The organism is Paenibacillus lentus, assembly GCF_042714055.1.
In the GTDB taxonomy this organism is placed as follows: Bacteria; Bacillota; Bacilli; order Paenibacillales; family Paenibacillaceae; genus Fontibacillus; species Fontibacillus lentus_A.
Genome location: NZ_JBHGVC010000007.1, coordinates 107,946 through 131,765 on the forward strand (window position 1 = coordinate 107,946; position 23,820 = coordinate 131,765).

At 48.2% G+C, this 23,820-nt stretch carries 23 protein-coding genes and 2 riboswitches; of the genes, 20 read left to right on the top strand and 3 right to left on the bottom strand.

Going from position 1 to position 23,820, the window contains the following annotated elements:
- Window positions 1–15 precede the first annotated feature (15 nt).
- A complete protein-coding gene (locus ACE3MQ_RS17210) occupies window positions 16–1,080 on the bottom strand; it encodes a hypothetical protein (RefSeq protein WP_379394820.1) in 1,065 nt (354 codons plus the stop codon).
- Between the two features lie 265 nt (window positions 1,081–1,345).
- Between ACE3MQ_RS17210 and ACE3MQ_RS17215 the strand changes: the two genes are divergently transcribed.
- From ACE3MQ_RS17215 to dnaI, 3 genes are all read left to right on the top strand, one after another.
- Window positions 1,346–1,603, top strand: a complete 258-nt coding sequence (locus ACE3MQ_RS17215; RefSeq protein ID WP_379394822.1) for a hypothetical protein — start codon at window positions 1,346–1,348, stop codon at window positions 1,601–1,603.
- An 85-nt stretch (window positions 1,604–1,688) separates the two neighbouring features.
- A complete protein-coding gene (locus ACE3MQ_RS17220; protein WP_379394824.1) occupies window positions 1,689–3,218 on the top strand; it encodes a replication initiation and membrane attachment family protein in 1,530 nt (509 codons plus the stop codon).
- Between the two features lie 22 nt (window positions 3,219–3,240).
- Window positions 3,241–4,197, top strand: coding sequence for a primosomal protein DnaI (gene dnaI / locus ACE3MQ_RS17225; RefSeq protein WP_379394826.1), 957 nt, complete (start codon window positions 3,241–3,243; stop codon window positions 4,195–4,197).
- 143 nt (window positions 4,198–4,340) lie between these two features.
- Here the strand turns inward: dnaI and ACE3MQ_RS17230 are convergent, their stop codons facing one another.
- The gene (locus ACE3MQ_RS17230) at window positions 4,341–4,496 is read right to left on the bottom strand and encodes a YqzM family protein (protein WP_379394828.1); all 156 of its coding nucleotides are present in this window, start codon (window positions 4,494–4,496) and stop codon (window positions 4,341–4,343) included.
- A 266-nt stretch (window positions 4,497–4,762) separates the two neighbouring features.
- Between ACE3MQ_RS17230 and trxA the strand changes: the two genes are divergently transcribed.
- Both trxA and uvrC read left to right on the top strand, forming a co-directional pair.
- Window positions 4,763–5,080, top strand: a complete 318-nt coding sequence (trxA, locus tag ACE3MQ_RS17235; protein WP_379394830.1) for a thioredoxin — start codon at window positions 4,763–4,765, stop codon at window positions 5,078–5,080.
- 108 nt (window positions 5,081–5,188) lie between these two features.
- Window positions 5,189–7,072, top strand: a complete 1,884-nt coding sequence (gene uvrC, locus ACE3MQ_RS17240; RefSeq protein WP_379394832.1) for an excinuclease ABC subunit UvrC — start codon at window positions 5,189–5,191, stop codon at window positions 7,070–7,072.
- Here the strand turns inward: uvrC and ACE3MQ_RS17245 are convergent.
- On the bottom strand, window positions 7,041–8,765 hold the full coding sequence (locus ACE3MQ_RS17245) for a CPBP family intramembrane glutamic endopeptidase (RefSeq protein WP_379394834.1): 1,725 nt from the start codon (window positions 8,763–8,765) through the stop codon (window positions 7,041–7,043). The two genes, uvrC and ACE3MQ_RS17245, sit on opposite strands and share 32 nt — an antisense overlap.
- Window positions 8,766–9,039: 274 nt before the next feature.
- Window positions 9,040–9,198, top strand: a riboswitch (cyclic di-AMP (ydaO/yuaA leader).
- Window positions 9,199–9,310: 112 nt separating this feature from the next.
- Here ACE3MQ_RS17245 and ACE3MQ_RS17250 point away from each other — a divergent pair.
- The 15 genes from ACE3MQ_RS17250 (at window position 9,311) to eutD (ending at window position 23,644) form a co-directional block, all read left to right on the top strand.
- On the top strand, window positions 9,311–10,645 hold the full coding sequence (locus ACE3MQ_RS17250) for a TrkH family potassium uptake protein (protein ID WP_379395114.1): 1,335 nt from the start codon (window positions 9,311–9,313) through the stop codon (window positions 10,643–10,645).
- Window positions 10,646–10,660: 15 nt separating this feature from the next.
- Window positions 10,661–11,329: a potassium channel family protein gene (locus ACE3MQ_RS17255; RefSeq protein ID WP_379394836.1), complete on the top strand. Its 669-nt coding sequence runs from the start codon at window positions 10,661–10,663 to the stop codon at window positions 11,327–11,329.
- A gap of 257 nt (window positions 11,330–11,586) precedes the next feature.
- Window positions 11,587–11,732: riboswitch (adenosylcobalamin (AdoCbl) riboswitch) on the top strand.
- Window positions 11,733–11,915: 183 nt separating this feature from the next.
- Window positions 11,916–13,058 carry a 1-propanol dehydrogenase PduQ gene (locus tag ACE3MQ_RS17260; RefSeq protein WP_379394838.1) on the top strand — a complete coding sequence of 381 codons (1,143 nt, stop codon included), beginning with the start codon at window positions 11,916–11,918 and terminating at the stop codon, window positions 13,056–13,058.
- Window positions 13,059–13,138: 80 nt separating this feature from the next.
- Complete coding sequence (locus ACE3MQ_RS17265) at window positions 13,139–13,495, top strand: BMC domain-containing protein (RefSeq protein WP_379394840.1); 357 nt, start codon at window positions 13,139–13,141, stop codon at window positions 13,493–13,495.
- A gap of 11 nt (window positions 13,496–13,506) precedes the next feature.
- Window positions 13,507–13,938: a EutP/PduV family microcompartment system protein gene (locus ACE3MQ_RS17270; RefSeq protein ID WP_379394842.1), complete on the top strand. Its 432-nt coding sequence runs from the start codon at window positions 13,507–13,509 to the stop codon at window positions 13,936–13,938.
- A 238-nt stretch (window positions 13,939–14,176) separates the two neighbouring features.
- Window positions 14,177–14,749: an ANTAR domain-containing response regulator gene (locus ACE3MQ_RS17275; RefSeq protein WP_379394844.1), complete on the top strand. Its 573-nt coding sequence runs from the start codon at window positions 14,177–14,179 to the stop codon at window positions 14,747–14,749.
- Between the two features lie 216 nt (window positions 14,750–14,965).
- Entirely contained in the window at window positions 14,966–16,396 is a 1,431-nt protein-coding gene (eutA, locus tag ACE3MQ_RS17280) for an ethanolamine ammonia-lyase reactivating factor EutA (RefSeq protein ID WP_379394846.1), read from the top strand.
- Window positions 16,397–16,613: 217 nt separating this feature from the next.
- Window positions 16,614–17,978: an ethanolamine ammonia-lyase subunit EutB gene (locus ACE3MQ_RS17285; RefSeq protein WP_379394848.1), complete on the top strand. Its 1,365-nt coding sequence runs from the start codon at window positions 16,614–16,616 to the stop codon at window positions 17,976–17,978.
- Between the two features lie 17 nt (window positions 17,979–17,995).
- Window positions 17,996–18,940: an ethanolamine ammonia-lyase subunit EutC gene (gene eutC / locus ACE3MQ_RS17290; protein WP_379394850.1), complete on the top strand. Its 945-nt coding sequence runs from the start codon at window positions 17,996–17,998 to the stop codon at window positions 18,938–18,940.
- An 18-nt stretch (window positions 18,941–18,958) separates the two neighbouring features.
- Complete coding sequence (gene eutL / locus ACE3MQ_RS17295) at window positions 18,959–19,612, top strand: ethanolamine utilization microcompartment protein EutL (protein ID WP_379394852.1); 654 nt, start codon at window positions 18,959–18,961, stop codon at window positions 19,610–19,612.
- A 10-nt stretch (window positions 19,613–19,622) separates the two neighbouring features.
- Complete coding sequence (locus ACE3MQ_RS17300) at window positions 19,623–20,213, top strand: BMC domain-containing protein (protein ID WP_379394854.1); 591 nt, start codon at window positions 19,623–19,625, stop codon at window positions 20,211–20,213.
- A 28-nt stretch (window positions 20,214–20,241) separates the two neighbouring features.
- Complete coding sequence (locus ACE3MQ_RS17305) at window positions 20,242–21,744, top strand: acetaldehyde dehydrogenase (acetylating) (protein ID WP_379394856.1); 1,503 nt, start codon at window positions 20,242–20,244, stop codon at window positions 21,742–21,744.
- Between the two features lie 35 nt (window positions 21,745–21,779).
- On the top strand, window positions 21,780–22,073 hold the full coding sequence (locus ACE3MQ_RS17310) for a BMC domain-containing protein (RefSeq protein ID WP_379394858.1): 294 nt from the start codon (window positions 21,780–21,782) through the stop codon (window positions 22,071–22,073).
- A gap of 127 nt (window positions 22,074–22,200) precedes the next feature.
- On the top strand, window positions 22,201–22,995 hold the full coding sequence (locus tag ACE3MQ_RS17315; protein ID WP_379394860.1) for a cobalamin adenosyltransferase: 795 nt from the start codon (window positions 22,201–22,203) through the stop codon (window positions 22,993–22,995).
- Between the two features lie 13 nt (window positions 22,996–23,008).
- On the top strand, window positions 23,009–23,644 hold the full coding sequence (eutD, locus tag ACE3MQ_RS17320) for an ethanolamine utilization phosphate acetyltransferase EutD (protein WP_379394862.1): 636 nt from the start codon (window positions 23,009–23,011) through the stop codon (window positions 23,642–23,644).
- The last annotated feature ends 176 nt before the right edge of the window (window positions 23,645–23,820 follow it).

Sequence of the window (23,820 nt, forward strand, 5' to 3'; positions counted from 1 at the left end):
AACCTCCCGTCATAGTCATTCGTCCTGTATGCGTGACTCCGATGCTGGTATTTCTTCCAGGTCTTCGGGCTCGATCTGGGAGGGGGCCTCCGGCGACGGCCTCGGCGTTTCTTTCTCCCCGGCGGCAGTTGACATATCGAGCAGACGCGATTCCAGCTGCAGTATTTCAGAGGTGATAGTTTGTTTATGAGCTTCTAGCGAGCCCCACAAGTCATCGTAGTATTGAAGAAATTGCTGACCTACCACATCGAAGGTTGCTTCATTGGGCGTTCTGTAGTTCCATTCCTGAGAGCTCAGCTGATTTGTGAGCGAATTCGGGACGTTCTGAACAGCAATACCCGCATCATATACTTGTCGCAAGTATCTCGATAAATCCGCCAAAGATGCATAGAAAGAGGGGGATAACAGAGAATCCTGGTCTAAAAGATTTTCCGTCTCATCCAGCAGGGTGCTTTGAGAGAATTTAACGCAGTTGATTGGCATATCCTTGATCAGTTGGATGGCGTGGTTGAGACTAGAGGCTCCTGAATGAAGCTCATTCGATATATTTTGGAAAGAAGAAGCGGTTGCATTGAGTTGCTCATGAATGGCAGTGAGCGTATCCTGGAGCATATCGATCTGGAGGGAAGTATGCTTCGCCAAATTTTGAAGTTCACCTTGGCTTAAGCGGCTAAAGGGATCTATGGGCGATTCGTGATAGGTTGCGTCGGTTACAGTGTTGTTGTAGACCGCGTCTGTTGCGGAGGCAGATGCAGAAGGTGGTATAAATGCCGTGGCTTCCGCGAGTAAAGTTGTCCTTGCGGTAAAGGAATGGAGATCATTTTTGATAGCGCTTGCATTTTTGATGTGTACATTTATCTGGGAGAGCAAGCTCTCGATTTCGCCGGGGAATACCTGGCAGGCTTGAAGCGTGACAGCAGCATCGCTGGAGCTTGCAAACTCGCCATAAGTATTGCCGATGCGGCTTGGAAGGAATAAGAGAAGAGCAGACAGGAGGAGGATCGATTTCAGCAGTGGCGTTCTTCGCCGCTTCCTTCGGCTTCGAAGATTTCGTATAACGGAAGCTATGGGGCTGCGCAAGTGGAATCCCTCCTTACCGTAAGCAAATGCAATTGTTCTTTTGTTCTTTATAAAGAACGATTGGTTTGAAATTAATATAAGGGATTTCTGCGGAAATAGAAAGTCGCAAACTGCTTTGAAAAACCTCTTTAACGAACGGAAACAGTCCGATTCCTCTGTTTATCTCAAGTTTTCTTTAAATTTTCATTAAATATTGTTCTTTATAAAGAACATCGTGTTATGCACCTGTGGACAAGAGATCCATTCTTCTATTAGGAGGAGATTGATGATGAATAAGTCCGTTCAGGTTATGGTAAGTAAACGGAAGGCGGGCTCTGAGGCTGCGGAGTGGATTTATTTGCTCGCGATGGCCAAGGAGGCAGGGATTCCGATTGAGGCGGTACGCTCCTTTTTTCAGGGAAAGACAGCCCCCGAGACGAAGAGTGCTATGTCTAAAGTTTTTGTCAGCGGAAGCATTCAGGAAGAAGAGGAAGAAACATCGTCTATCTTGCTGAGAGAGCATATTTTTCGGCGAAATTTGTAGGGTATTAACGATTCAGGGAGAAGGCTTTTGTGATAGAATAGAGAAAGTCTACACGGACGTGAGCTTGGAAGGAGCGAAGGAAATCATGCGCATGAACAATATGCTGCACTTTACCGAGAACCACCGTTACTGCGTATACCGCGACTTCGGCCTCAGTGCTGTCGACGGCAGAATGCTTAGCCTGATTTATCAGCCGATGGTCGGCGCATTCGCCATCGGCTTCTATCGCCTGCTCGCTGAGCGAGTCTCATTGGAGCAAGTCGGGTATTCCCCGATCGAGCAGCAGCGGGATCTGTTTCTTACCTTGGGCCTCGAACCGAGTGAGAAGGGACGCAAATTTTTGATCGAACAGGCGTCCAAGCTGGAGGCTGTCGGACTTCTGCAGACAAGTCGGTTGTACATACCGGAAAGCGATGATTACATGTACGAGTATGAGCTGCAGGCACCGTTGTCTCCGGCTGATTTTTTCAGAACCCAGCACTTAACCTTGCTGCTTCGCGACAAGATCGGCAAGTTTGCCGTTTTGTCTTTACGGGAGCGATTATTTCGTGAGGAGCCGGCGGAGTGGGTTGGCCTTACCTATAATAAGGAGAATATATCGGTACCTTTCTACGATATATTCGAGTTGAATACGCATGCCATAGATTATGAGCTGGAACAGGCGATCGCTGAATCCTCCATGGCCAGACAGCCCGGCGTAATGCAAGGGTCAGAGGAAGATGCGATTAATTATGCCGATATCATCATTCGTTTTCCTCGCGAATCGGCGAATCGCTCCTTTGTGGAAGGACTTCGCTTTGACGTCGAAGGGATGGGGGTTGCCAACTATGTAGCTCGTAAATACGAACTCAGCGTTCAGGATTTATGTCGATTGCTGGATGAGGACGGGGTATTTGGTGCGGATGGGAGCCTGCTGCTGGAGAGCCTGCAGCACAAAGCGAATCTTCATTTCAGGCAAGGGAAGCGCCGCAAGGACGAGAGGGAGGTTGCATACGCGAAGGTCGTAGCACTTCGATCACATGAACCTGGGACTGAAGAAGGAATGCCGGAAGAGGTCGCCGTGCAAATGGAATATTACGTGGACGTTCCTCCGCAGTTCCTCAGTAAATGCGACGTTCATCAATATAACATGATGCTGCGCAATGAGCCGTACACCCGGCTGCTAAAGACGTTTTTCCCGGGCTCGGTACCCGATAATTTGCTCGATATCTTTGAAAAAATCGATTTGAACTACAAGCTGCCCGGCGAAGTCATCAATGTGCTAATCCATTATTTGATGGAATTGCTGACTTCAGGCGGGGAGCAGCGGATTAACCGCAATTTCGTGGATGCGATTGCTGCGAATATGCTGCTTAAACGGATCGACTCGTATGAGAAGGCTGTTCAATATATTCGCAATCAGACGAAGATCAGGAAAGAGAAGAACAGGAACCCGGGAGCGACCCAGCCGGCGGCAGGCAAGAGCCGAGCCTATGGCAGGACGGGGTCAGCCAAGCCGGACATTCCGATTGTGCAAAGCTCGGCCAATGAAGGCGAAGTATCGGAAGAGGAATTTGCCGAGCTGCTCAAAATGGCGGAGCAGATGCAGGCGAGTAAAAATAAAGGAAGCATGTAATTAGGAAGGTGAATGTTAGCTTATGGAATCACTCGGGGAACTGCTGTCACAGATGAAAAGTCCGACACTTCGCCGGCGCTCGGAGGAATTGACGGCGAAGCTGATGAGCGATCCGCTCGTATTGGAGCTAAAGGCTCGTTATCCTGAGCTGAACGATGAACAGCTTATGCTTAATATGGCGAAGCTCTATCAATATGTGCAAACTTCGCGGCACTGTGACAGTTGTCCAGGACTCGAGCGCTGCCCGAATGATTTCCCCGGCCATTATACAAAGCTAACGGTCGAAACGGTCTATGGGACTGCCGCCGTCACGGATCGGCAAGTTCCTTGCAACCTGCAGATCCAGAGAGAACGGGAGCTGGCGATCAAGAAGCGGATTCACAGCTTTTACGTGGATGAGCGGGCTTTGGAGGAAGGCTACAGCGAAGTGGAGATTATGGGGAAGGATCGGGAGCGGGCTCCGGCGGTCAGCCGGATATTCCAATACATTAACGAGGTGAAGGAGAGCGGTTTATCGCCTCGCGGCTTGTATCTGGAGGGTCATTTTGGAACAGGCAAGACGTTTCTGATGTGCTATCTGCTGCATGAGCTGGCCAAGGCGGGATATTCCGGGGTTATCGTGTATATGCCCGAATTTGTTGAGGATTTGAAATCGATGTTCCAGGATAACCAGAAGCTGAAGGAAACCGTCGAAATCATGAAGCAGGCGGATCTGCTCATCTTCGACGATATCGGAGCCGAGAATTTGAATCCTTGGGTTCGTGACCATGTAATGGGCTCGATTTTAAACTTTCGCATGAATCGCAAGCCCACCTTCTATACGTCCAATTATTCGCTTAGCGGACTTGAGAAGCATCTTGGCTTTACGAGCAAGGACGGAGAGGAAATTCATAAAGGGCAGCGTTTAATGGATCGGATCGCTCCGTTCGTAGAGGTTGTGCAAGTGCGCGGCATCAACAAGCGGGGCCGGAATAATTAGAACCGGGGTCAGACTGCGATTAGCGAAAAAAATAGCAGGCCGAGCGCTGTAAGCTCAGTCTGCTATTTCTATTGCAAAAGGGTTCCTTATGTATAAGCCCTTCCCAGGATACCCGTATGCCGTTATGTTATGTACCAACAACATTAACTGGCAAGAAATTTAAAAATGACCATTCCGAAAAAAATGACGGCCATAAGCGTCAGCATGCCAAAAAAACCGTTCATCAGGTCAAACAAGTCATTGCGCGGCTCTTCGTTGATATGCTCCCGCGGGTCATTTACGTGCGTATTTGCATCCATGGCGATGGGGCCTCCTCGAGAAAATTATATTTATCAATGAAATACGTCATAGACAAAACGATTTTGGGTTATTATTAGTATAACCAAACGTTCAACAGTTTGTAAAGAAGAAGCAAGGAGTACGATTTTTCATTTGCTATATATTTGTGGTATACTTTGAATGACGTTATTTTTAGCGTGTTTGTTCAAATGTATGACACAATCATGTTCAATAACATGTTATGTGTGTTTTCATTGTGTGCCTTAACATGAAGGAGGAGATTTATATGGCAATCGTTAACGTATCCGATCAAACTTTCAATAGTGAAGTGGAAAGCCAAGGAACAGTCCTGGTTGACTTTTGGGCTCCTTGGTGCGGTCCTTGCAAGATGATCGCTCCGATCCTGGATGAGCTGTCTGCTGAAGTAGGTGATTCCGTTAAAATCGCCAAACTGAACGTTGACGATAACCCAGAATCAGCTTCCCGCTTTGGCGTGATGAGTATTCCGACGCTCATCCTCTTCAAAGACGGACAACCGGTCGATAAAGTTGTCGGTTTGAACTCGAAAGATGCTCTGAAAAGCCTCATCGCCAAGCACCAATAAGATATTCGGTGCAGGGATAAGTGCTTTCACACGCCTCCGGAATTTCCGGGGGCGTTTTCTATGTTATATATGCTAATCTAGAATTATGGGAGAGGAGGGAACCCGAGTATGGATGGATCGGTTAATGAGCTGCAGGAGCAGGAAAAGGCGCTGGAGAATATTCGTCACAAGCTGGCTTTGCTGCCGGACTTGCCGGGCTGTTATTTGATGAAGAACAAAGAGGGAACGATCATCTACGTCGGCAAGGCCAAAGTGTTGAAAAACCGCGTGCGTTCTTATTTTACAGGCAGCCATGACGGCAAAACCCAGCGGCTCGTCTCGGAAATCCGCGATTTTGAATATATCGTTACCGCCAGCAATATGGAAGCACTTATTCTGGAATGTAATTTAATCAAAACGCATCATCCGCGATACAACGTCCTGCTCAAAGACGACAAAACGTTTCCTTATTTGAAAATTACGAACGAGCCCCATCCAAGGCTGGAGGTTACCCGGCGGGTGCTTAAGGATAAGGCGAAGTATTTCGGCCCTTATCCGAACAGTTATGCGGCCCAGCAGACCAAAAAGCTGCTTGATCGCATGTATCCATTGCGTAAGTGCAATGTTATGCCGAAAGAGGTCTGCCTGTATTATCACATGGGCCAATGCATGGCTCCCTGCGTGCAGGAGATTCCCCAGGCGAAATACGATGAAATTACGCAAGAGATCCATTCGTTTCTCAGTGGCGGCCACGAAGAGATCAAGAAAGAGCTGCAGCGCAAAATGCAGGAAGCGGCCGAGGAGCTGTATTTCGAGCGAGCCAAAGAGCTGCGCGACCAAATTATGAATATCGATGCGCTCATGGAGAAGCAGAAAATTACGATGGCCGACGCCAAGGATCGCGACGTATTCGGGTACACGGTCGATAAGGGCTGGATGTGCGTACAGATCTTGTATATGCGCCAAGGGAAAATGATCGAAAGACATGCGTCTGTCTTTCCGTTCTACGGGGAGGCTTATCAGGACTTCCTGTCGTATGTGACCCAATACTATAGCGACAATCCGGCCTTGCCCCAAGAAATATTGCTTCCGGCAGAACCGTCGGGCAAAGGGGCGGAAGCAAACACTGCGGAAGCTGATTCGAAGGATGCGGCGGACGCGATTAACGGTGCGGCGGAGCTCCAGCAGTGGCTGGGGGTTAAAACGCTCGTGCCACAGCGCGGGCTGAAGCGGCAAATGGTTGCAATGGCCGTGGAGAATGCGAGAGTCTCTCTGGAGGAGAAGTTCCGGCTCATTGAGCGGGATGAAGAGCGTACCTCGAAAGCGGCGGAGAACTTGGGTATGGCGATTGGCTTAGAGTCGCTATCGCGCATCGAGGCTTTCGATAACTCGAACATTCAAGGGACCAACCCGGTATCGGCTATGGTCGTGTTTATCGATGGAAAGCCGGCTAAGAAAGAATATCGGAAGTATAAGGTGCGCACCGTCGAGGGGCCGGACGATTACGAGACGATGCGGGAGGTTATCCGCCGCCGATATGAGCGGGTACTGAAGGAGAATTTGCCGCAGCCGGATCTGATCGTCGTGGATGGCGGGAAAGGGCAAATCTCGGCAGCGGTCGACGTGCTGGAGAATGAGCTTGGCCTGTTCATTCCCGTATGCGGGCTCGTGAAGGATGACAAGCATAAGACTGCCCAGCTTATGGTGGGCGATCCGCCCGAGCCCGTTCATCTGCCGCGCGACAGCCAGGAGTTCTACCTCCTGCAGCGGATTCAGGATGAGGTTCACCGCTTTGCAATTACGTTCCACCGTGAACAACGGGCCAAATCTATGGTCACCTCGCGTCTGGATGCGATACCAGGCATCGGGGAGAAGCGGCGCAAGCTGCTGCTGAAGCATTTCGGCTCGCTCAAAAAAATAAAAGAGGCCTCCGTCGAAGACTTTCGGCCTCTGTCGATCGGCGATAAGCTCGCCAATCAAATTATAAATGCCCTTCGGGATGAGGAGACGTGAGCAGCGGCTCCTCTTCTCTTTTGTGTACCGGTGGAATGCTCCTCGGACGGCCCGGCGGGTTGAATAAATAGATAACGAACGCTACGATGGCTGGAAGCACGATATAGAATATACCGGCAGACCAGTTCAGTGCTCCGCCCATCAGCATGAGACTCAGCGACATCAGGATACTGTTGAAGATGACATGCGTGAACATGGCGGTGATATAACCATAGCGCAGGAAAACGAAGCTGAACATCAATCCGATGATCGTCAGCTCGATCGGGCGTGAATAGACAGGATAAATCGGATATAAGGAATGTCCGAACGCCCAGATAATCGCCGATATTAAGCTGGCAATGAACGTGCTGCGGAAAATTTTCTTCAGCATCGGAATGCCGAACAGGCGATATACCGCCTCCTCACCGATTCCCGCCACCCAGGCAAGCAGAGGGAACAGGACGGGATAAAGCATGTTGTAGGCGGACTGCGATGCGTCGGTCGTTGACCAGGTGCCGAATACCCGCTCCAGGATGAAGAAGATAACCGATTGCGTTCCGAGCAGAATCAATGCCCACAAATAGCCGTTTTGCATGGAGGACAAGACATGCCGCCCATATTCCGGTTCTTTGGCGCGGGACCACAGGTTGATCCCTTGCTTGCGCCACAGGCCGTCTCCTCCAACCAGAGAAAAATAGATCGATGCGGCTATAAGCAGGGTGACCACGCCTTGGACTACAAAGCCGACGATCAGGAAGACTGCCTCCAACCCATCCTTCTGCAATAGGGGAAGCATATTTAGCGCTCCTACCATCGAGAATATAAAGTAAATGGAGGACAGAACCAGACCGCGGACAAAAGAAGAGAACGGGCGTGTTTTTACACTATAGACGATGGCTAAAATCCCAAGCACGAAGCTGAAAAGAGCGTAGCCCGCCCATGTGAACCAGTTGGCCAGCTTCTTCTGGCCTTTTACATAATCCGTGTGAGCTGCAGGGACATCGAAGTAAGACTCCATGGAGGATGTTTCTCCATTTTCATAATTGAATTGGATAAGCCCGCGTGACTGGCCAACTTCATAGCCGGTTACTTCGTAGATCAGACCTGGCTTGTTAGCCGTGCTGTCCGGTTTGAGCTTCGCGGGATCAAAGCCAAATGCTTTAAGGTAAGGCTCAGCCAGGCGTTCCTTGTCCTCAAGCGACAAGTTTCCTTCCAATGCTTGCAAGCTCTCGCTGCTCTCTATCCCTTGTTTCTTAAGCATTTCTTTGGTGGTGTTGTTATAGGTTAGGATGCGCTCGAATCCGACGACTCGGCCTCCATACAGATTGACATCTACCGTTAAGGCGTTAAGCACGTCATCAGGCTGCTCGAAACGAACGCGAAACACCTCTAGCGGAAACTGCTCCTCATAGGTTTTGGCGTAAGCTTCCATTAAGTCTTCCCGCGATAAATAGCCATATATGTCTGATCGAGTTTCGTATGTAACTAGAGCATCGTCCGAGGGTACGGGCATTCCCAGCGTGGAACCGGCAAATTCGGCAGCTAATTCTACTGCCTGCTGTTTCGTGATTGTCTTTTTAATTTGCTCTAACGAATCCGGTGTGGCCATCGGCAGAATCTGCATGATAAGAAAAACGAGGAGACCTACGGCGGCTAGCACTCGAACGGTGTTGCGCTTAGGCATTCGTCCTTGGGACGAAAAGACAGAGAACATTCAAAAACCCCTTTGCAATAATGTAAATGGATATCAATGTAAAGATACCATAAGCCTCAAGCAATCGCCAGAATGGGACGGGCGCAGGTCAGAAAATACGCAATAACCCAGTAAAAATACAGCATGGCTCAGAGAATGAAGGATGGCTAGCTCTGTTTCAGGCAGCAAAGGTGATTTTCATCGTATTTCGGGGAAATCAAACTTTGTGGTGAGCGTTAATTAAGCTTATAATCCAATTCATAGAGATGGAATGAAAATGAAATGAAAGAATTGAAAAGAATATCGGCCGAATTTCCACGGGAAAACGGGGGAACCAATTTTTAGGGGTGAATTTCAATTTCTTTGCGGCGGCAAGTCGGGCAAAGGAAGCGAATAGGGCTGTGTGCAGGCCCGAATCCGTCAGCTAACCTCGTAGGCGTTGTTGCGACAGGAACCATAACCGAAAGGCACTCTGGATTTCCAGTGCTTTTTTCTTTTGCCAAAGTGTCCATAATAATGGGGTAAAAAACGTTGAGGGAATGCTGAAGGAAGACGAGGTGAACATGATGTTATCCGGGTGGTTTAAATTATCTCCCCCGCGTATTTTGGTGCTCGGTTTTGCGGCCATTATACTGACCGGGTCGCTGCTGCTTATGACGCCGCTGGCCAATACGACCGGGGAGCCGCTTCCTTTCGTCGATGCTTTGTTTACGGCTACCTCAGCTACCTGCGTGACGGGTCTCGTTGTTCGGGATACGGGTATTTACTTTACGACATTTGGCCAAATCGTGATTATGACGTTGATTCAGGTCGGGGGCCTCGGCTTCATGACGATGGCAACCCTATTCTCTCTTGTATTCAAACGGCGGATTTCGCTGCGGGATCGTCTTCTGCTGCAGGAGGCGATGAATCAAAATTCAATGGAAGGCATCGTGCGTCTTATTCGGAAGGTACTAATGTACTCTTTAATCATTGAGGCTAGTGCAGCGGTATTGTTTACGATTCGCTGGGCTTTCGATATGCCTCTCGGACGTGCGTCTTATTACGGGATTTTCCATGCCGTTTCCCTGTTCAATAATGCGGGGTTCGATTTATTTGGGGAATATCGCAGTCTAACGGGATATGTAGACGATCCGCTCGTTAATTTCGTAGCGATGTTTCTGATCGTATCGGGAGGGCTAGGCTTTATCGTTCTGTCCGAGCTTGTAGATTTCCGCCGCAGCCGCAAGCTGTCACTGCATTCCAAAGTGGTGTTATCTATGACGAGCGCCCTCATCGTCGTTGGGGCTGTAGTTATTTTTGTATTTGAATTTACAAATGCAAAGACGATGGGATCGTTGGATTGGAGCGGAAAAATATGGGGCTCGTTCTTTCAATCGGTGACGTCGAGAACCGCAGGGGCGAATTCGGTGGACATTGGCGCGCTTCGCCAAGCCTCGCAGTTTTTTATCATCATCTTGATGTTCATCGGGGCATCTCCCGGCTCGACCGGCGGCGGGATCAAGACAACGACGTTTATGATTCTCGTGGGGGCGGTCATCTCCATGATTCGCGGACGCAATGACTTGGTATTGTTTCGTTATCGTCTGACCCAGGAGCGGATATTCAAAGCGGTGACGATTACGATGCTTGCTTTATTCCTCATCATTGCGGTGGCGATGGTGCTTGCAACGACCGAAGATGCCAGCTTCCTGAGCATTTTGTTCGAGACGACTTCCGCCTTTGCCACGGTAGGTTTATCGATGGGGCTGACGATGGATTTGACCGATATCGGCAAGGTCATATTATGCTTCATGATGTTTACCGGCCGGCTCGGCCTTTTAACGTTGGCTTATGCGCTTGGGCCGAAAAAGGGTAAGGAGCTGTATCGCCATCCCGAAGGGAAAATGATTATAGGATAGGAGATTGACCATTCCATGAAAATGCAGCAGTTTGTGGTGATAGGCTTAGGACGCTTCGGCTCCAGCCTGGCCCTGGAATTAATGGATTTGGGGTACGAGGTGCTTGGCGTCGACCTGAACGAAGAATTGGTGGACGACATGAGCGCCTATTTAACCCATGCCGTCGTGGCCGATGCTACGGATGAAGAGACGCTAAAGTCCCTGGGCATCCGTAACTTCGACTGCGGGATCGTAGCGATCGGCAGCGATATTCAGATGAGTATCTTGACGGCGATTCTGCTCAAGGATTTGGGCATCAAGACAGTGGTCGCCAAGGCGATCTCCGTGCTGCACGGTCGCGCGCTGGAGAAGCTTGGCGTGGATCGGGTTATTTTTCCAGAGAGGGATATGGGAGTTCGCGTGGCGCATCAGCTTGTTACGCCGAATCTTCTCGATTATATCGAGCTGTCGAAGGAATACAGCATTGTCGAGTTAAGGGTGCCGGGCTGCTTAGCCGGAAAAACGTTAGGGGAGATTAATCCGCGGGTCAATTACAACTGCAGCGTTGTCGCGATTCATAAGCATACGGGAGTCATTGTTGCACCTACCGCGATGGACGCGCTGGATGCCGGTGATATTATGGTACTGATTGGGTCTAATGACAGCATAGATAAATTTGAAGCTGTGATTAACGAGAGCGAGTGACAGTGAATAGGAGGACGCTGCAGAACGCCGCGGTGGTATTATCCCCTCATGGTAGACAGTGAAAAAAGAGTCCATGGATTATGGATTTAAAACTGTTGATCGGAGGGGATTTTTCTATGCCACCAAAGAAAGGCCAGAAGTTCATCCAATACACTAAAAAGATAAAGACTGAGGCCGTTCGTCTTCGTGTCGAGGAAAGATGGTCATATTCAATGATTCCAAACTTATCCATGCTTACGTTGCATATTCCTAATTATGAATGTTAATACTTTAGGCAATGGAATTTTGGTGACATCCAACGCGGTTCCGACACTGTGATAGACTAAATGTCGGCCTTAAGTCAGGTTGTTTGCCTAGCAACTATGCTGGATCAACCACTTCGAGCGAAGGTAGCTGGTTTACAAGTTACGATGTTTTCACCTCGTTAGACTTTTTTTGATGCAGCAAGAGCGTGCCGACAATTTTATTATGCGAAGAAAGAGAATGCATAATGACGTGCTTTATATTGATAAGAAAAGAGGCTTTAAAAGGAATCCATTCTTTTAAAGCTCTCTTTTTTGCCAATTACTACTTGGAGGTTCTCAATATGGATTATATTTCCATAAAAACTAACGTTTATTTAGGAGAGGGCGCGTTGGACCACCTGCTGGAATGGCAGAACAAACGAATTTTTATCGTCACAGATCCGTTTATGATCAAGTCCGGAATGATTAATATGCTGTTTGAACGGCTGCATGCAAGCAATGAGCAATACGTCTTTAGCAATATCGTTCCTGATCCGCCGATCGAGATTGTAACAGAAGGCGTTGAGGCGCTCGGATCTTTCCAGGCTGATCTGATCATCGCGATTGGCGGAGGATCGGCAATCGATGCGGCTAAGGCGATGAAGATGTTTGCCAAAAGAATATTTGATCAGCATGATATTCCGTTCGTAGCTATTCCGACAACGAGCGGAACGGGATCAGAAGTCACGTCTTTCTCTGTTATTAGTGATAAGAACAAGAACGTCAAATACCCGCTTGTGTCCGATGAAATGCTGCCGGAAGAGGCGATATTGGATCCAGTATTAGTGAAAAGTGTACCGGATTTCATTACCGCTGATACGGGAATGGACGTTTTGACCCATGCGATTGAAGCATATGTATCGACGAAAGCAAACGATATTTCCGACGCTTTGGCGGAGAAGGCGATCAAGCTCGTATTTGCTTATTTGCCAAGAGCCTATAAGGATGGAAATGATTTGGAGGCGCGCGAGAAAATGCATAACGCTTCATGCTTGGCAGGGATGTCGTTCAACATTGCTTCACTTGGACTAAATCACGGTATCGCGCATGTGGCCGGAGCGAAATTCAAGATCGCGCATGGGCGGATGAACTCGTTGCTGCTGCCCCATGTCATTGAATTCAATGCCGATTACAAGCCGGGTTACAGCAAAGATGGGGGCAATGAAACGGCTGCCAGATATGCTGAGATCGCCAAGCACTTGGGCCTGCCGGCTCCGAACGCCAGAAGCGGCGTACGCAGTCTTGTGCAGGCGATCAAGCATTTACAGAAACAATTAGGAATGCCGCAAACGCTGCAAGAATGTAACGTGGAGTTAAGCATACTGGAAAAGAGGAAAGAAGAGATTGCTGAAGGTGCGCTGAAAGATGGTTGCACGGTTACCAATCCACGTGTTCCATCCCCTAAGGATGTTGCTGGTATATTGGATAAAATGTTCCAGGCCTAACGTTCATTCAATAAAGGAGACGAAGCCGTTTCCTCTCGCTCTATTTCACCAGTTTTCTTTCAAAGAGATGGGATGATGGTATGGATCAACAACACAACGAAAAACAACGCGTAATTCAAGAATATGTTCCTGGAAAGCAGGTAACACTAGCTCATATAATTGCAAATCCTAACCCGGATATATACAAGAAGCTGGGACTGGGAAACGATGTGCAAGCTGCTATTGGCATTATGACCATTACGCCGAGTGAAGCATCTATCATTTCGGCCGACATAGCGACTAAAGCAGCTGGCGTCCAGATTGGCTTCGTTGATCGATTCAGCGGCTCGCTAGTCATCACGGGTGATGTATCCTCCGTAGAATCTGCCATAAATGAAGTGCTGTTGGGCTTGCAGAGCATTCTCGGATTTTCAGCTGCGAAGATAACGAGAACCTAGGAGACGGTGTTATGAGGAAAATTATTTTTGCCGGAAGCACCGGATCAGGCAAGACGACATTGTGTCAGCGATTGCATGGTCAGGAGATGGCCTATAAGAAAACGCAAGCCGTCGAAAATTTTGAACAAGCTATCGATACGCCGGGAGAATGTTTGGAGAACAGATATTTATACAAAATGCTTCTTGTTTCTAGCGTGGATGCCGATGTGATCGGGCTTGTACAAGACTGCACAAAGGAAGAAAGCTATTTCCCGCCAGGCTTTGCAACGATGTTCGCCAAACCGGTTATCGGAATTGTGACTAAAGTGGAGCTGGCTCAGTCAAATGAGGACATCGCGAAAGCGCGAGAACATCTGCAAGCTGCGGGAGCGGAACAAATTTTCGAGGTTTCGTCCATGGAAAATGTGGGTGTGGAAGAACTGCAAGCTTATTTGAAAACGTAAAAAGCTCGATGTCGATTAAGCTACCAGTGCTACTTTGTGTTAGATATAGAATTTATAAGTTTTCAGCGGAGCTGATGAAATTCTATATCGCAAGAAAACCTACCTTTGAATCGCGGTCGCTCATCTTAGAATTGGCCTCGATATAGGTTTTCTTATCAAAGGGGAACTTTTTAAACAACCTCTAAAAGAAGATTCGCAGCATACAAGCAAATCTAGACAGACTACGAGGTGTATGCATTTGAATGGAAAAATTGTAATAGCCGATGACGAACCTATTACAAGAATGGATATTCGTGGAATGCTGAAAGAGGCGAACTACAATGTAGTAGGCGAAGCCTCTGATGGTTTTGAGGCCATTGAGTTATGTAAAATGCATCAGCCTGATCTGGTCATTATGGATGTTCAACTGCCCATCCTGGACGGATTAAAGGCGGGTAAAAGAATCATAGCGGAGCAACTGACAGATGGAGTAATTTTCTTAACCCGCTTCAGTGATAAAAAAACGGTTAAAAAAGCATCCGCTATCGGTGCGCTTGGTTATTTAGTAAAACCGCTTGATGAGAAATCGTTCATTCCAACGTTAGAAGTAACGATTGCAAGAGGCAAGGAAATACGCAAGCTGGAACAAAATTTGTCGAAGCTGTCGCAAAAGTTCGAAGAGCGAAAAGTGATTGAGAAGGCCAAAGGCATTCTGATGAAGGAAAGCGGTTGTTCCGAAGAAGAGGCCTATCAAACTTTACGCAAACTTAGTATGGATCGACGGTGTCCGATGATGGAAATAGCAACAACAATCGTCATCTCCCATGATTGATTTTATAGATCAGCTGGCCTAGTGCTCGCCATTGCGTCAATTTATGTGACGGGACGACTGCTGCGTTTGCTTTTAAAATATGAATAGTCAGGCTACAAAGTCGTAGCCGTATAAGCAATGAGGCTTAAGGTTATTAATTCCCGCTATTTGCGAGTTGGAATAACTTTAAGCCTTTTTGTTTACATCTATGTTGAACCAAGAGATGGAGGTGAGAGAGTGAGCGAACAATTGTTGAGCGTAGGGATCGATATGGGAACATCCACGACGCAGCTTGTGCTGTCGAAGCTGCATATTCAGAACCTGGCATCCTCTTTTTCGGTGCCTCGCCTGGTTATTACGGATAAGGAAGTTGTTTATCGGAGCGATATTTGCTTTACGCCCGTGCTGGCGGATAACCGAATTGATGTGAAGCAAATTCAGGAGTTTGTACAAGAGCAGTACAGCAAAGCTGGGATTCACAAAGAAGAGATTCAGACTGGTGCCGTCATTATAACCGGTGAGACTGCCCGTAAAGAAAACGCCAACGAAGTGCTGTTGTCGTTAAGCGGCTTTGCCGGAGATTTCGTGGTTGCTACCGCAGGCCCGGACTTGGAAAGCATCATTGCTGCCAAAGGTGCGGGTGCACATACATACTCCAAGGAGCATTCCACTTCTATCGTCAATATTGATATTGGCGGAGGAACCAGCAATCTGGCGTTGTTCTCTGGTGGCGAGCTGCTAGACACGGGATGTCTCGATATTGGCGGGCGTTTGATTAGAGTCAATCCAGAGACGCTCGAGATTACTTATATTGCACCCAAGATCAAATCGCTCGCGGAGCGAAGGGGAATACAGTTGACCCTTGGCCAGCGAGCGACACCGACCATTCTGGCACCGATCATCGGGGAGATGGTCAAGCTGCTCGAAGAAAGCGTCGGTCTGCGTCCGCCAGACGATTTCTACGACACCATCCTTACGAACAAAGGGTTGAAGCTGGATCGGAATATTCCATGCATCTCCTTCTCAGGAGGGGTAGCTGACTGCATATATCAGGAAGTGGAGGGTGACGTGTTTCAGTATGGGGACATTGGGATCCTGCTCGGAAGGGCAATCGCCGATTCCCTGCTGACTCAGCGGATGACTGTAGCCAGACCAGCCGAGACGATTCGCGCCACCGTCGTGGGGGCTGGTTCACATACAACCGAGATTAGCGGCAGCACGATTACTTATACGGAAGAGAGCTTTCCAATTAAGAATATTCCGATTCTGAAGCTCGCAGCTATGGATGAATCGGGAAACGCTGAGGTGCTGGCGCAAGCTATTGCCGCCAAATTGAATTGGTTCAAGCTGAACAATGATCTGCAGCGGGTCGCGATTGCGTTGGAAGGGAAGAGCAATCCAAGCTTTCTTGACGTGCAGAAGTATGCTCATGGTCTGCATCAAGGAATGGCAGAGCTGTTGGAAAGGGAGTACCCGCTTATCGTAATTGTCCATCACGATATGGCGAAGGTGCTTGGTCAGACTCTTTATGCTCTGCTTGGTTACAAGAAGGATGTCGTATGTATCGACAGTATTCAAGTTGACAACGGAGACTATATTGACATTGGCAAGCCGATCGCAGGCGGGAAAGTATTGCCTGTCGTCGTAAAGACTCTCGTGTTTAACTAACCTTAAAAGGTAGTTCAAAAAGTCCGCTTTTGACCACGAAGTGAATCAGGATGTAACTCGGCATCGAATCTTGAATTCAGCCGGGCCTTCCGGTGCTCACGTACCCAAAACGTACGCTCCGCTCCTCAGGCCCTAGCTTCATCCAACCTTCTCGGTGCTGAAAACCGACCTTTTTGAACACGCACTTTAAGTTTTGAATTTGGAAGGAGGATCTTTTGTGATTTTGAAAACTAAACTGTTTGGTCATATATATCAATTCAAAACACTTATGGATGTCATGGCAAAAGCAAATGAGGAAAAATCGGGTGATAAGCTTGCCGGGTTAGGAGCTGATTCGGCAGAAGAGCGTGTTGCAGCGAAGGTAGTGCTGTCCCAAATTAAGTTGTCGGACCTCCGCAACAATCCCGCGGTTCCCTATGAACAGGATGAGGTTACCCGAATTATTCAAGATCAGGTCAATGAGCGCATTTACAGCGAAATTCAGAACTGGACCGTGGAAGAATTGCGGGAATGGATTTTAAGCGATAACACGACGGAAGCTGACATCAAGCGTGTATCTCGTGGACTTACAGCCGAGATGGTAGCAGCAGTTACCAAAATTATGTCCAATCTCGATCTAATATACGGGGCCAAAAAAATTCGGATTACAGCTCACGCCAATACGACGATTGGACGTTCAGGTACATTGTCTGCTCGTCTGCAGCCGAATCACCCTACGGATGATACCGATGGCATTATGGCTTCCTTAATGGAAGGTTTGACCTTTGGTATCGGTGATGCGGTACTTGGACTTAACCCGGTGGATGACTCCGTGGAGAGCGTCATGCGCAACTTGAAGCGTTTTGAAGAATTCAGGCAAAAGTGGGATATTCCTACGCAATCATGCGTGCTGGCACACGTAACGACGCAGATGGAGGCTGTAAGGCGCGGCGCGCCAACAGGCCTCATCTTCCAATCGATTGCAGGCTCGGAGAAGGGCAATACAGCATTTGGCTTCAATGCAGCAACGATTGATGAAGCACAGCAGCTTGCACTGCAGCAAGGCCAAGTGGTAGGGCCAAACGTCATGTATTTTGAGACGGGGCAAGGTTCTGAACTGTCTTCCGAAGCCCATCACGGGGTCGATCAAGTGACGATGGAAGCACGATGCTATGGTTTTGCCAAAAGATACAACCCTTTTCTCGTCAACACTGTGGTCGGTTTCATCGGTCCCGAATTTTTATATGACGCGAAGCAGGTCATCCGTGCTGGTCTGGAAGATCACTTCATGGGCAAACTTACTGGCATTTCGATGGGGTGCGACGCTTGTTATACGAACCATATGAAGGCGGATCAGAACGATCTGGAAAATCTGGCTGTCCTGTTGTCCACGGCTGGCTGCAATTTCTTTATGGGTATCCCGCATGGCGACGATGTCATGCTGAACTATCAGACAACCGGTTATCACGAGACTGCAACATTACGTGAACTGCTTGGGCTGCGTCCGATCCGTGAGTTTGAGCAATGGATGGAGAAGATGGGCTTTATCGAAAACGGCAAGCTGACTAAAAAAGCCGGAGACGCATCTGTGTTTCTTAAGTAGGAAAGGAGGAAGCTCTTATGAATGAAAAGGATCTGAAGTCGATGATTGAATCGATTCTGATGGAAATGGTAGGAGACAAGCCGGAGGAAGCCGCCAAGTCTGCCAGTACTAAGACCCCTACTCAACAGGCCTCGGTCAACCCGGTCTCTTCTGGACATTTGCAGAACAAAACAGCTGTAGATGAGCAAGAAGACATCGGAGAATGTCTGGACGATATTACGGAAATCAACCTTCGGAAGCTGCTTCTGGTACCAGAGCCAGCGGATCGGGAGGGATACCTCAAAATGAAAGAAAAAACACCCGCCCGCCTTGGAGTTTGGCGTGCAGGCCCGCGCTATAAAACGCTTACGTCTTTGCGATTTCGTGCTGACCATGCCGCTGCTCAAGACGCTGTGTTTTCCTACGTGTCCGAGGAGTTTGTGAAGGAAATGAACTTAGTCGCTGTCGAAACGCTGTGCCGGGACAAGGATGAGTATATTACTCGTCCGGATCTGGGCCGTCAGTTCTCTACAGAGACACTTGCCTATATTAGGCAGAATACAGCCCAACAGGCCAAGGTACAGTTAATGGTTGGAGACGGTCTGAGTTCGGCAGCGATTGAAGCGAACTTACGCGACATCATACCTGCCATCGCACAAGGGCTCAAGATGTATGGCATCGAAGTCGGCGACATATTGTTCGTCAAGCATTGCCGAGTTCCTGCCATGGATGTAGTCGGAGAAGTCACCGGAGCGGATGTAGTTTGTCTGCTCGTCGGCGAGCGGCCGGGGCTTGTAACGTCCGAATCGATGAGTGCATACATCGCTTATAGACCGACAATAGGTATGCCAGAAGCGAGACGCACTGTAATCTCGAACATTCACTCGGGAGGAACTCCAGCGGTAGAAGCTGGGGCGCATATCGCCGAATTGATTAAGACGATGATAGACAGACAAGCTTCGGGTATTGATTTGAAATTATAGCAATGCAAGGAGGCTCGTATGAGAAACGAACCCATTCATGCAAAAGTGTTGGGCTTGAAGCTCATTTCCAACGTAAGTCCTGATATGGCTGACAAACTGGAACTGAAATCTCATCACAAAAGTCTAGGGATCATTACTGCTGACATTGACGATGTCACTTATGCAGCGCTAGACGAAGCAACTAAAGCAGCTGATGTAGAGGTTGTATATGCAAAAAGCATGTATGCCGGCTCGGCCAATGCTTCCACGAAGCTGGCGGGCGAGGTCATCGGCATTCTGGCAGGTCCAAGCCCGGCAGAAGTACGAAGCGGCTTGAACGCCGCCGTTGAATTTATCGAGAGCGGCGCTTATTTCGTCGGCGCGAATGATGATAACAGCATCACTTATTTTGCCCATCTAGTCTCCCGTACAGGAACATATTTGTCCCAGACCGCAAATATTAAAGAAGGCGAAGCGCTGGCGTATTTGATCGCGCCTCCGATGGAAGCGATGTTTGCGCTTGATACGGCGCTTAAGGCAGCCGATGTATCGATTGCCGCCTTCTTCGGGCCGCCTTCCGAGACTAACTTTGGCGGTGCTCTGCTGACGGGCAGCCAATCTGCCTGCAAGGCGGCATGTGACGCTTTTGCAGAATCAGTACAATTCGTTGCAGACAACCCAACGAGTTATTAAGGAGCCGCCAATGAGATATAACGCGTTAGGTCTAGTTGAAGTGAAAGGGTATCTAGGAGCAATCGCAGCTGCAGATGCAGCTTTGAAAGCAGCAGGTGTCAACTGCATTGGCTTGGAAGTCATCAAGGGCAGTTTGGTGACGGTCAAGCTGAGCGGCGAGGTCGGTGCCGTACAGGCTGCGGTGGAAGCGGGAGCAGTGATAGCTGCTCAACTGGATGTGCTGTTGACAAGGCATGTCATTCCTAGGATCCATGAGGAAACAGCCGCTTTGGTTGTAAGTCCGGTTGATGCGAGTGGGAACACGGAGCAGCTTGTAGAAGGTATAACGGATCCGCTTGCCGATAATGTAAAACTGCCAGCCGTAGCGGCTACCTCGGAAGCTGGTGAAATCAAGCCCGATGCTGATGAAGGCAAGGCGACTGCCGAAACGATCAAGCAGGCAACCGATAGAAGCAAGCCTTCAGGCCGTAAACGCAACAAGCCCGAACCTGAGGCCAATACTGTTGTGGCTCTTGAGCAAGCAGAGACTCAGGCGGCAAGCCGGGATAAGGCGACACCTGCAGTAAAGCGCAGCAAGAATGCGAAGAAAGCCAGTTTGTAATAATACGTAATAGAGAGAAGGAATGTTGATGGAAACAATGGATAAAGACCTAAGATCCATTCAAGAAGCTCGTAACTTGATTAAGAAGGCCAAAGAGGCGCAAGCCAAGCTGGCTGTAATGACACAGGTACAGATTGACGCCATCGTAAAAGCAATTTCCGATGCTGGTTACAAACAAAGTGAGAAACTGGCGAAAATGGCAAGTGAAGAAACGGGCTTTGGTCGCTGGCAGGACAAGATTATAAAGAACAATTTTGCAGCCAAGCATGTGTATGAGTCGATTAAAAAAATGAAAACAGTGGGCATACTAAAGGAAGACAAAACAAATAAAGTGATGGAAGTAGCAGTACCGGTCGGCGTAGTGGCAGGATTGATTCCATCCACTAATCCGACATCGACTGTCATTTATAAAGCGTTGATTGCCATAAAAGCTGCCAACAGCATTGTGTTCTCACCTCATCCAAATGCGTTAAAGTGCATTATGGAGACGGTGCGTGTAGTCAACGAAGCAGCTATCGCAGCAGGATGCCCAGACGGAGCCATTAGTGTTATTAGTGTTCCAACGATACAGGGAACAGACGCATTGATGAAGCATAAAGATGTCAACTTGATACTCGCAACTGGCGGTACGGCTATGGTTAAAGCAGCGTATTCATCCGGAACGCCAGCTATCGGTGTCGGTCCAGGCAATGGTCCGGCTTTTATCGAGAAGAGCGCCAATATTCCGCTCGCGGTCAAACGCATCTTGGACTCCAAGACATTCGACAACGGTACGATCTGCGCGTCCGAACAATCGATCATTGTGGAAACTTGCAGTAAAGAAGCGGTTATGGCTGAGCTCAAGAAGCAAGGCGCATACTTCCTCTCCACTGAGGAAGCCGAACAACTGAGCAAATTTATTTTGCGTCCCAATGGTTCAATGAATCCACAAATTGTCGGCAGAAGCGTAGAACATATCGCAAAGTTGGCTAAATTGCAAGTTCCGGCTGGAATACGCGTACTTATCGCTGAAGAAACTCGTGTTGGAGAAAATGTTCCTTATTCCCGCGAAAAGCTGGGTCCAATCTTAGCCTTCTATACGGAAGAGGATTGGGAATCGGCATGTGAACGCTGCATCGAGATATTAAAATTGGAAGGCGCCGGACATACAATGATGATTCACTCAGAAAATGACGAGATCGTTCGTGAATTTGCTCTGAAGAAGCCAGTGTCCAGGCTATTAGTTAATACGCCAGGCGCACTTGGCGGAATTGGTGGAACGACCGCACTTCCTCCGGCACTTACGCTAGGATCTGGGGCTGTAGGGGGTAGCTCAACATCTGATAACATCAGCCCGCTTAATCTACTCAACATTCGTAGATTGGCTTACGGGGTGAAGGAGTTAGAAGATTTGATGGAGCCAGTACCGCAATCATACCCTGAAGGCTCTACAATAAATCTCGCCGATAAAGAGCAATTGATTGACATGATTGTAAAACGAATATTGTCAGAAAATGAAATTTCAGGTTTAAATTGTTCAATTGTGCGCTAATCCAAAAAAAACATACATCAAGGAGGAAATTTATCATGGCAAACACTAACGCATTGGGAATGGTTGAAACAAAAGGTTTGGTTGGAGCAATCGAAGCAGCGGATGCAATGGTTAAAGCTGCTAACGTAACATTAATCGGTAAAGAACAAATCGGAGCAGGCCTTGTGACAGTTATGGTTCGCGGCGACGTTGGTGCTGTTAAAGCAGCAACAGACGCTGGTGCTGCAGCGGCAGAACGTGTAGGTGAATTGTTGTCTGTACATGTTATTCCAAGACCACATTCTGAGGTGGACTCCATCTTGCCTAAGACGAAAACAGCAGAATTATAACGAATTCCGGACAGGCCTGACCATCTTGACAGAAGAAGGATGCGGATATCCCGTGTCCGTCTTCCCGCCTGTCGCAATCCTATCGCCAAGCGGCCCCTGATGCCCGAGTGTAAAAGGATGTGAAAATATGGCTGTTATTACGGAAAGCGAACTGCGCAAACACTTTCGAAATCAGAATTTGAAAGATGTTGCGATATACGAGGCTGCGGCTGGAACAATTTTAACACCTTCCGCCAAAAGTTTTTTGACAGATCATCAGATTGAACTTCGTTATGTCGGAGCGACTGAGACCGAAGCCTCTGCACCTAAGAAGGAAGTCAGGCTTCAAATTACTAAAAAACTGGACAGTCTACAAAACCCGGCAGAAGGAAAAAAACGCTTCCGTACCTTGTATGGCGGCTTTTTGGAAACAAAGCCGGAGCACATGACTCATTTGTATGGAAATATGCTTGTATTTAAAGATCACCCTCGGATTGTATTCCGCGGCAAACTGGATTCATTAGAAACGAAAATTTTGGAAGCACAAATTAGCTGCTTTAAGCTCAACATGACCAAGCTTGTCGATGATTTGGAAGAGATTTTACTATTTGTACGGCAAATTGTACGATGCGAAGTGCTGAGTGAAGGTATAGATGAGTTTCATTTGCTTGGGATGTCACCGAAGGAATTGCGTGAAATGTCCCATTTTCCCAAGAAATACTTTGGATTAGAACATTTTCAACCCAGCTATGATATGGGCGAAGCGGTTGTTGTCATAAATTCGTTGCGCACATTGACGAGGGAGACGGAACTGCAGGCTTACCAGGCCTTTAAAAGCGAACACGGGGCCGTAGAGCGCGAGGATATCATCCGGACATTGAACCGGCTGTCTTCGTTATTCTGGATCATGATGTTCCGAATTCGCGTAGGACAGTACAACTGATGAGGTGTGAATGGTGAATAATCAACTGGTAGAAGATATCATGAGTGAAGTAATCAAGCGAGTACAGGGACAAACCTGTATCGAAATCGAAGCATCCGGCAAGCATGTCCATTTGAATCGGGAAGCGATAGATGAGCTTTTCGGGAAAGGCTATCAATTGACGAAAGCACGCGACCTGTCCCAACCTGGACAATATGCTTGCAAAGAGCGTGTTACGCTAATTGGACCTAAAGGCGCTTTGTACAATGTCGTCGTGCTCGGTCCGGAACGTAAAGAATCACAAGTGGAAGTATCGCAAACGGATGCTGTCGTATTGGGGCTGTCTGTTCCCGTTAGAGAGAGCGGAAGGTTGGAAGGAACTCCCGGCATTGTAATTGCTGCTGGGACTAACATAATTCGACTAAAGCAGGGGCTGATTGCTGCCCAGCGCCATATCCATGTGAAAACGGAAGATGCAAAGAAATTCAATGTCCAGAATGGTGAAATCGTGCAGGTGAAAGTATATAGCAACCGTCCCCTCATATTTGACGATGTGCTGATACGAGTGAGTCCCAACTACGAAACATACATGCATATTGATTACGACGAAGCGAATTCATGCGGATTCACGAAAGGCACGAAGGGTCAAATTTTGAAGAAAGGCAACTAGAGGTTGTTTAAAAAGTCCCCCTTTGATCACGAAGCAACACTGGCAGCTTAATCGACATCGAATCTTGAATTCAGCCGGGCCTTCCGGTGCTCACGTACCAACTACGTACGCTCCGCTCCTCAGGCCCTAGCTTCATCCAACCTTCTCGGTGCTGAAAGTCTGACTTTTTAAACTCG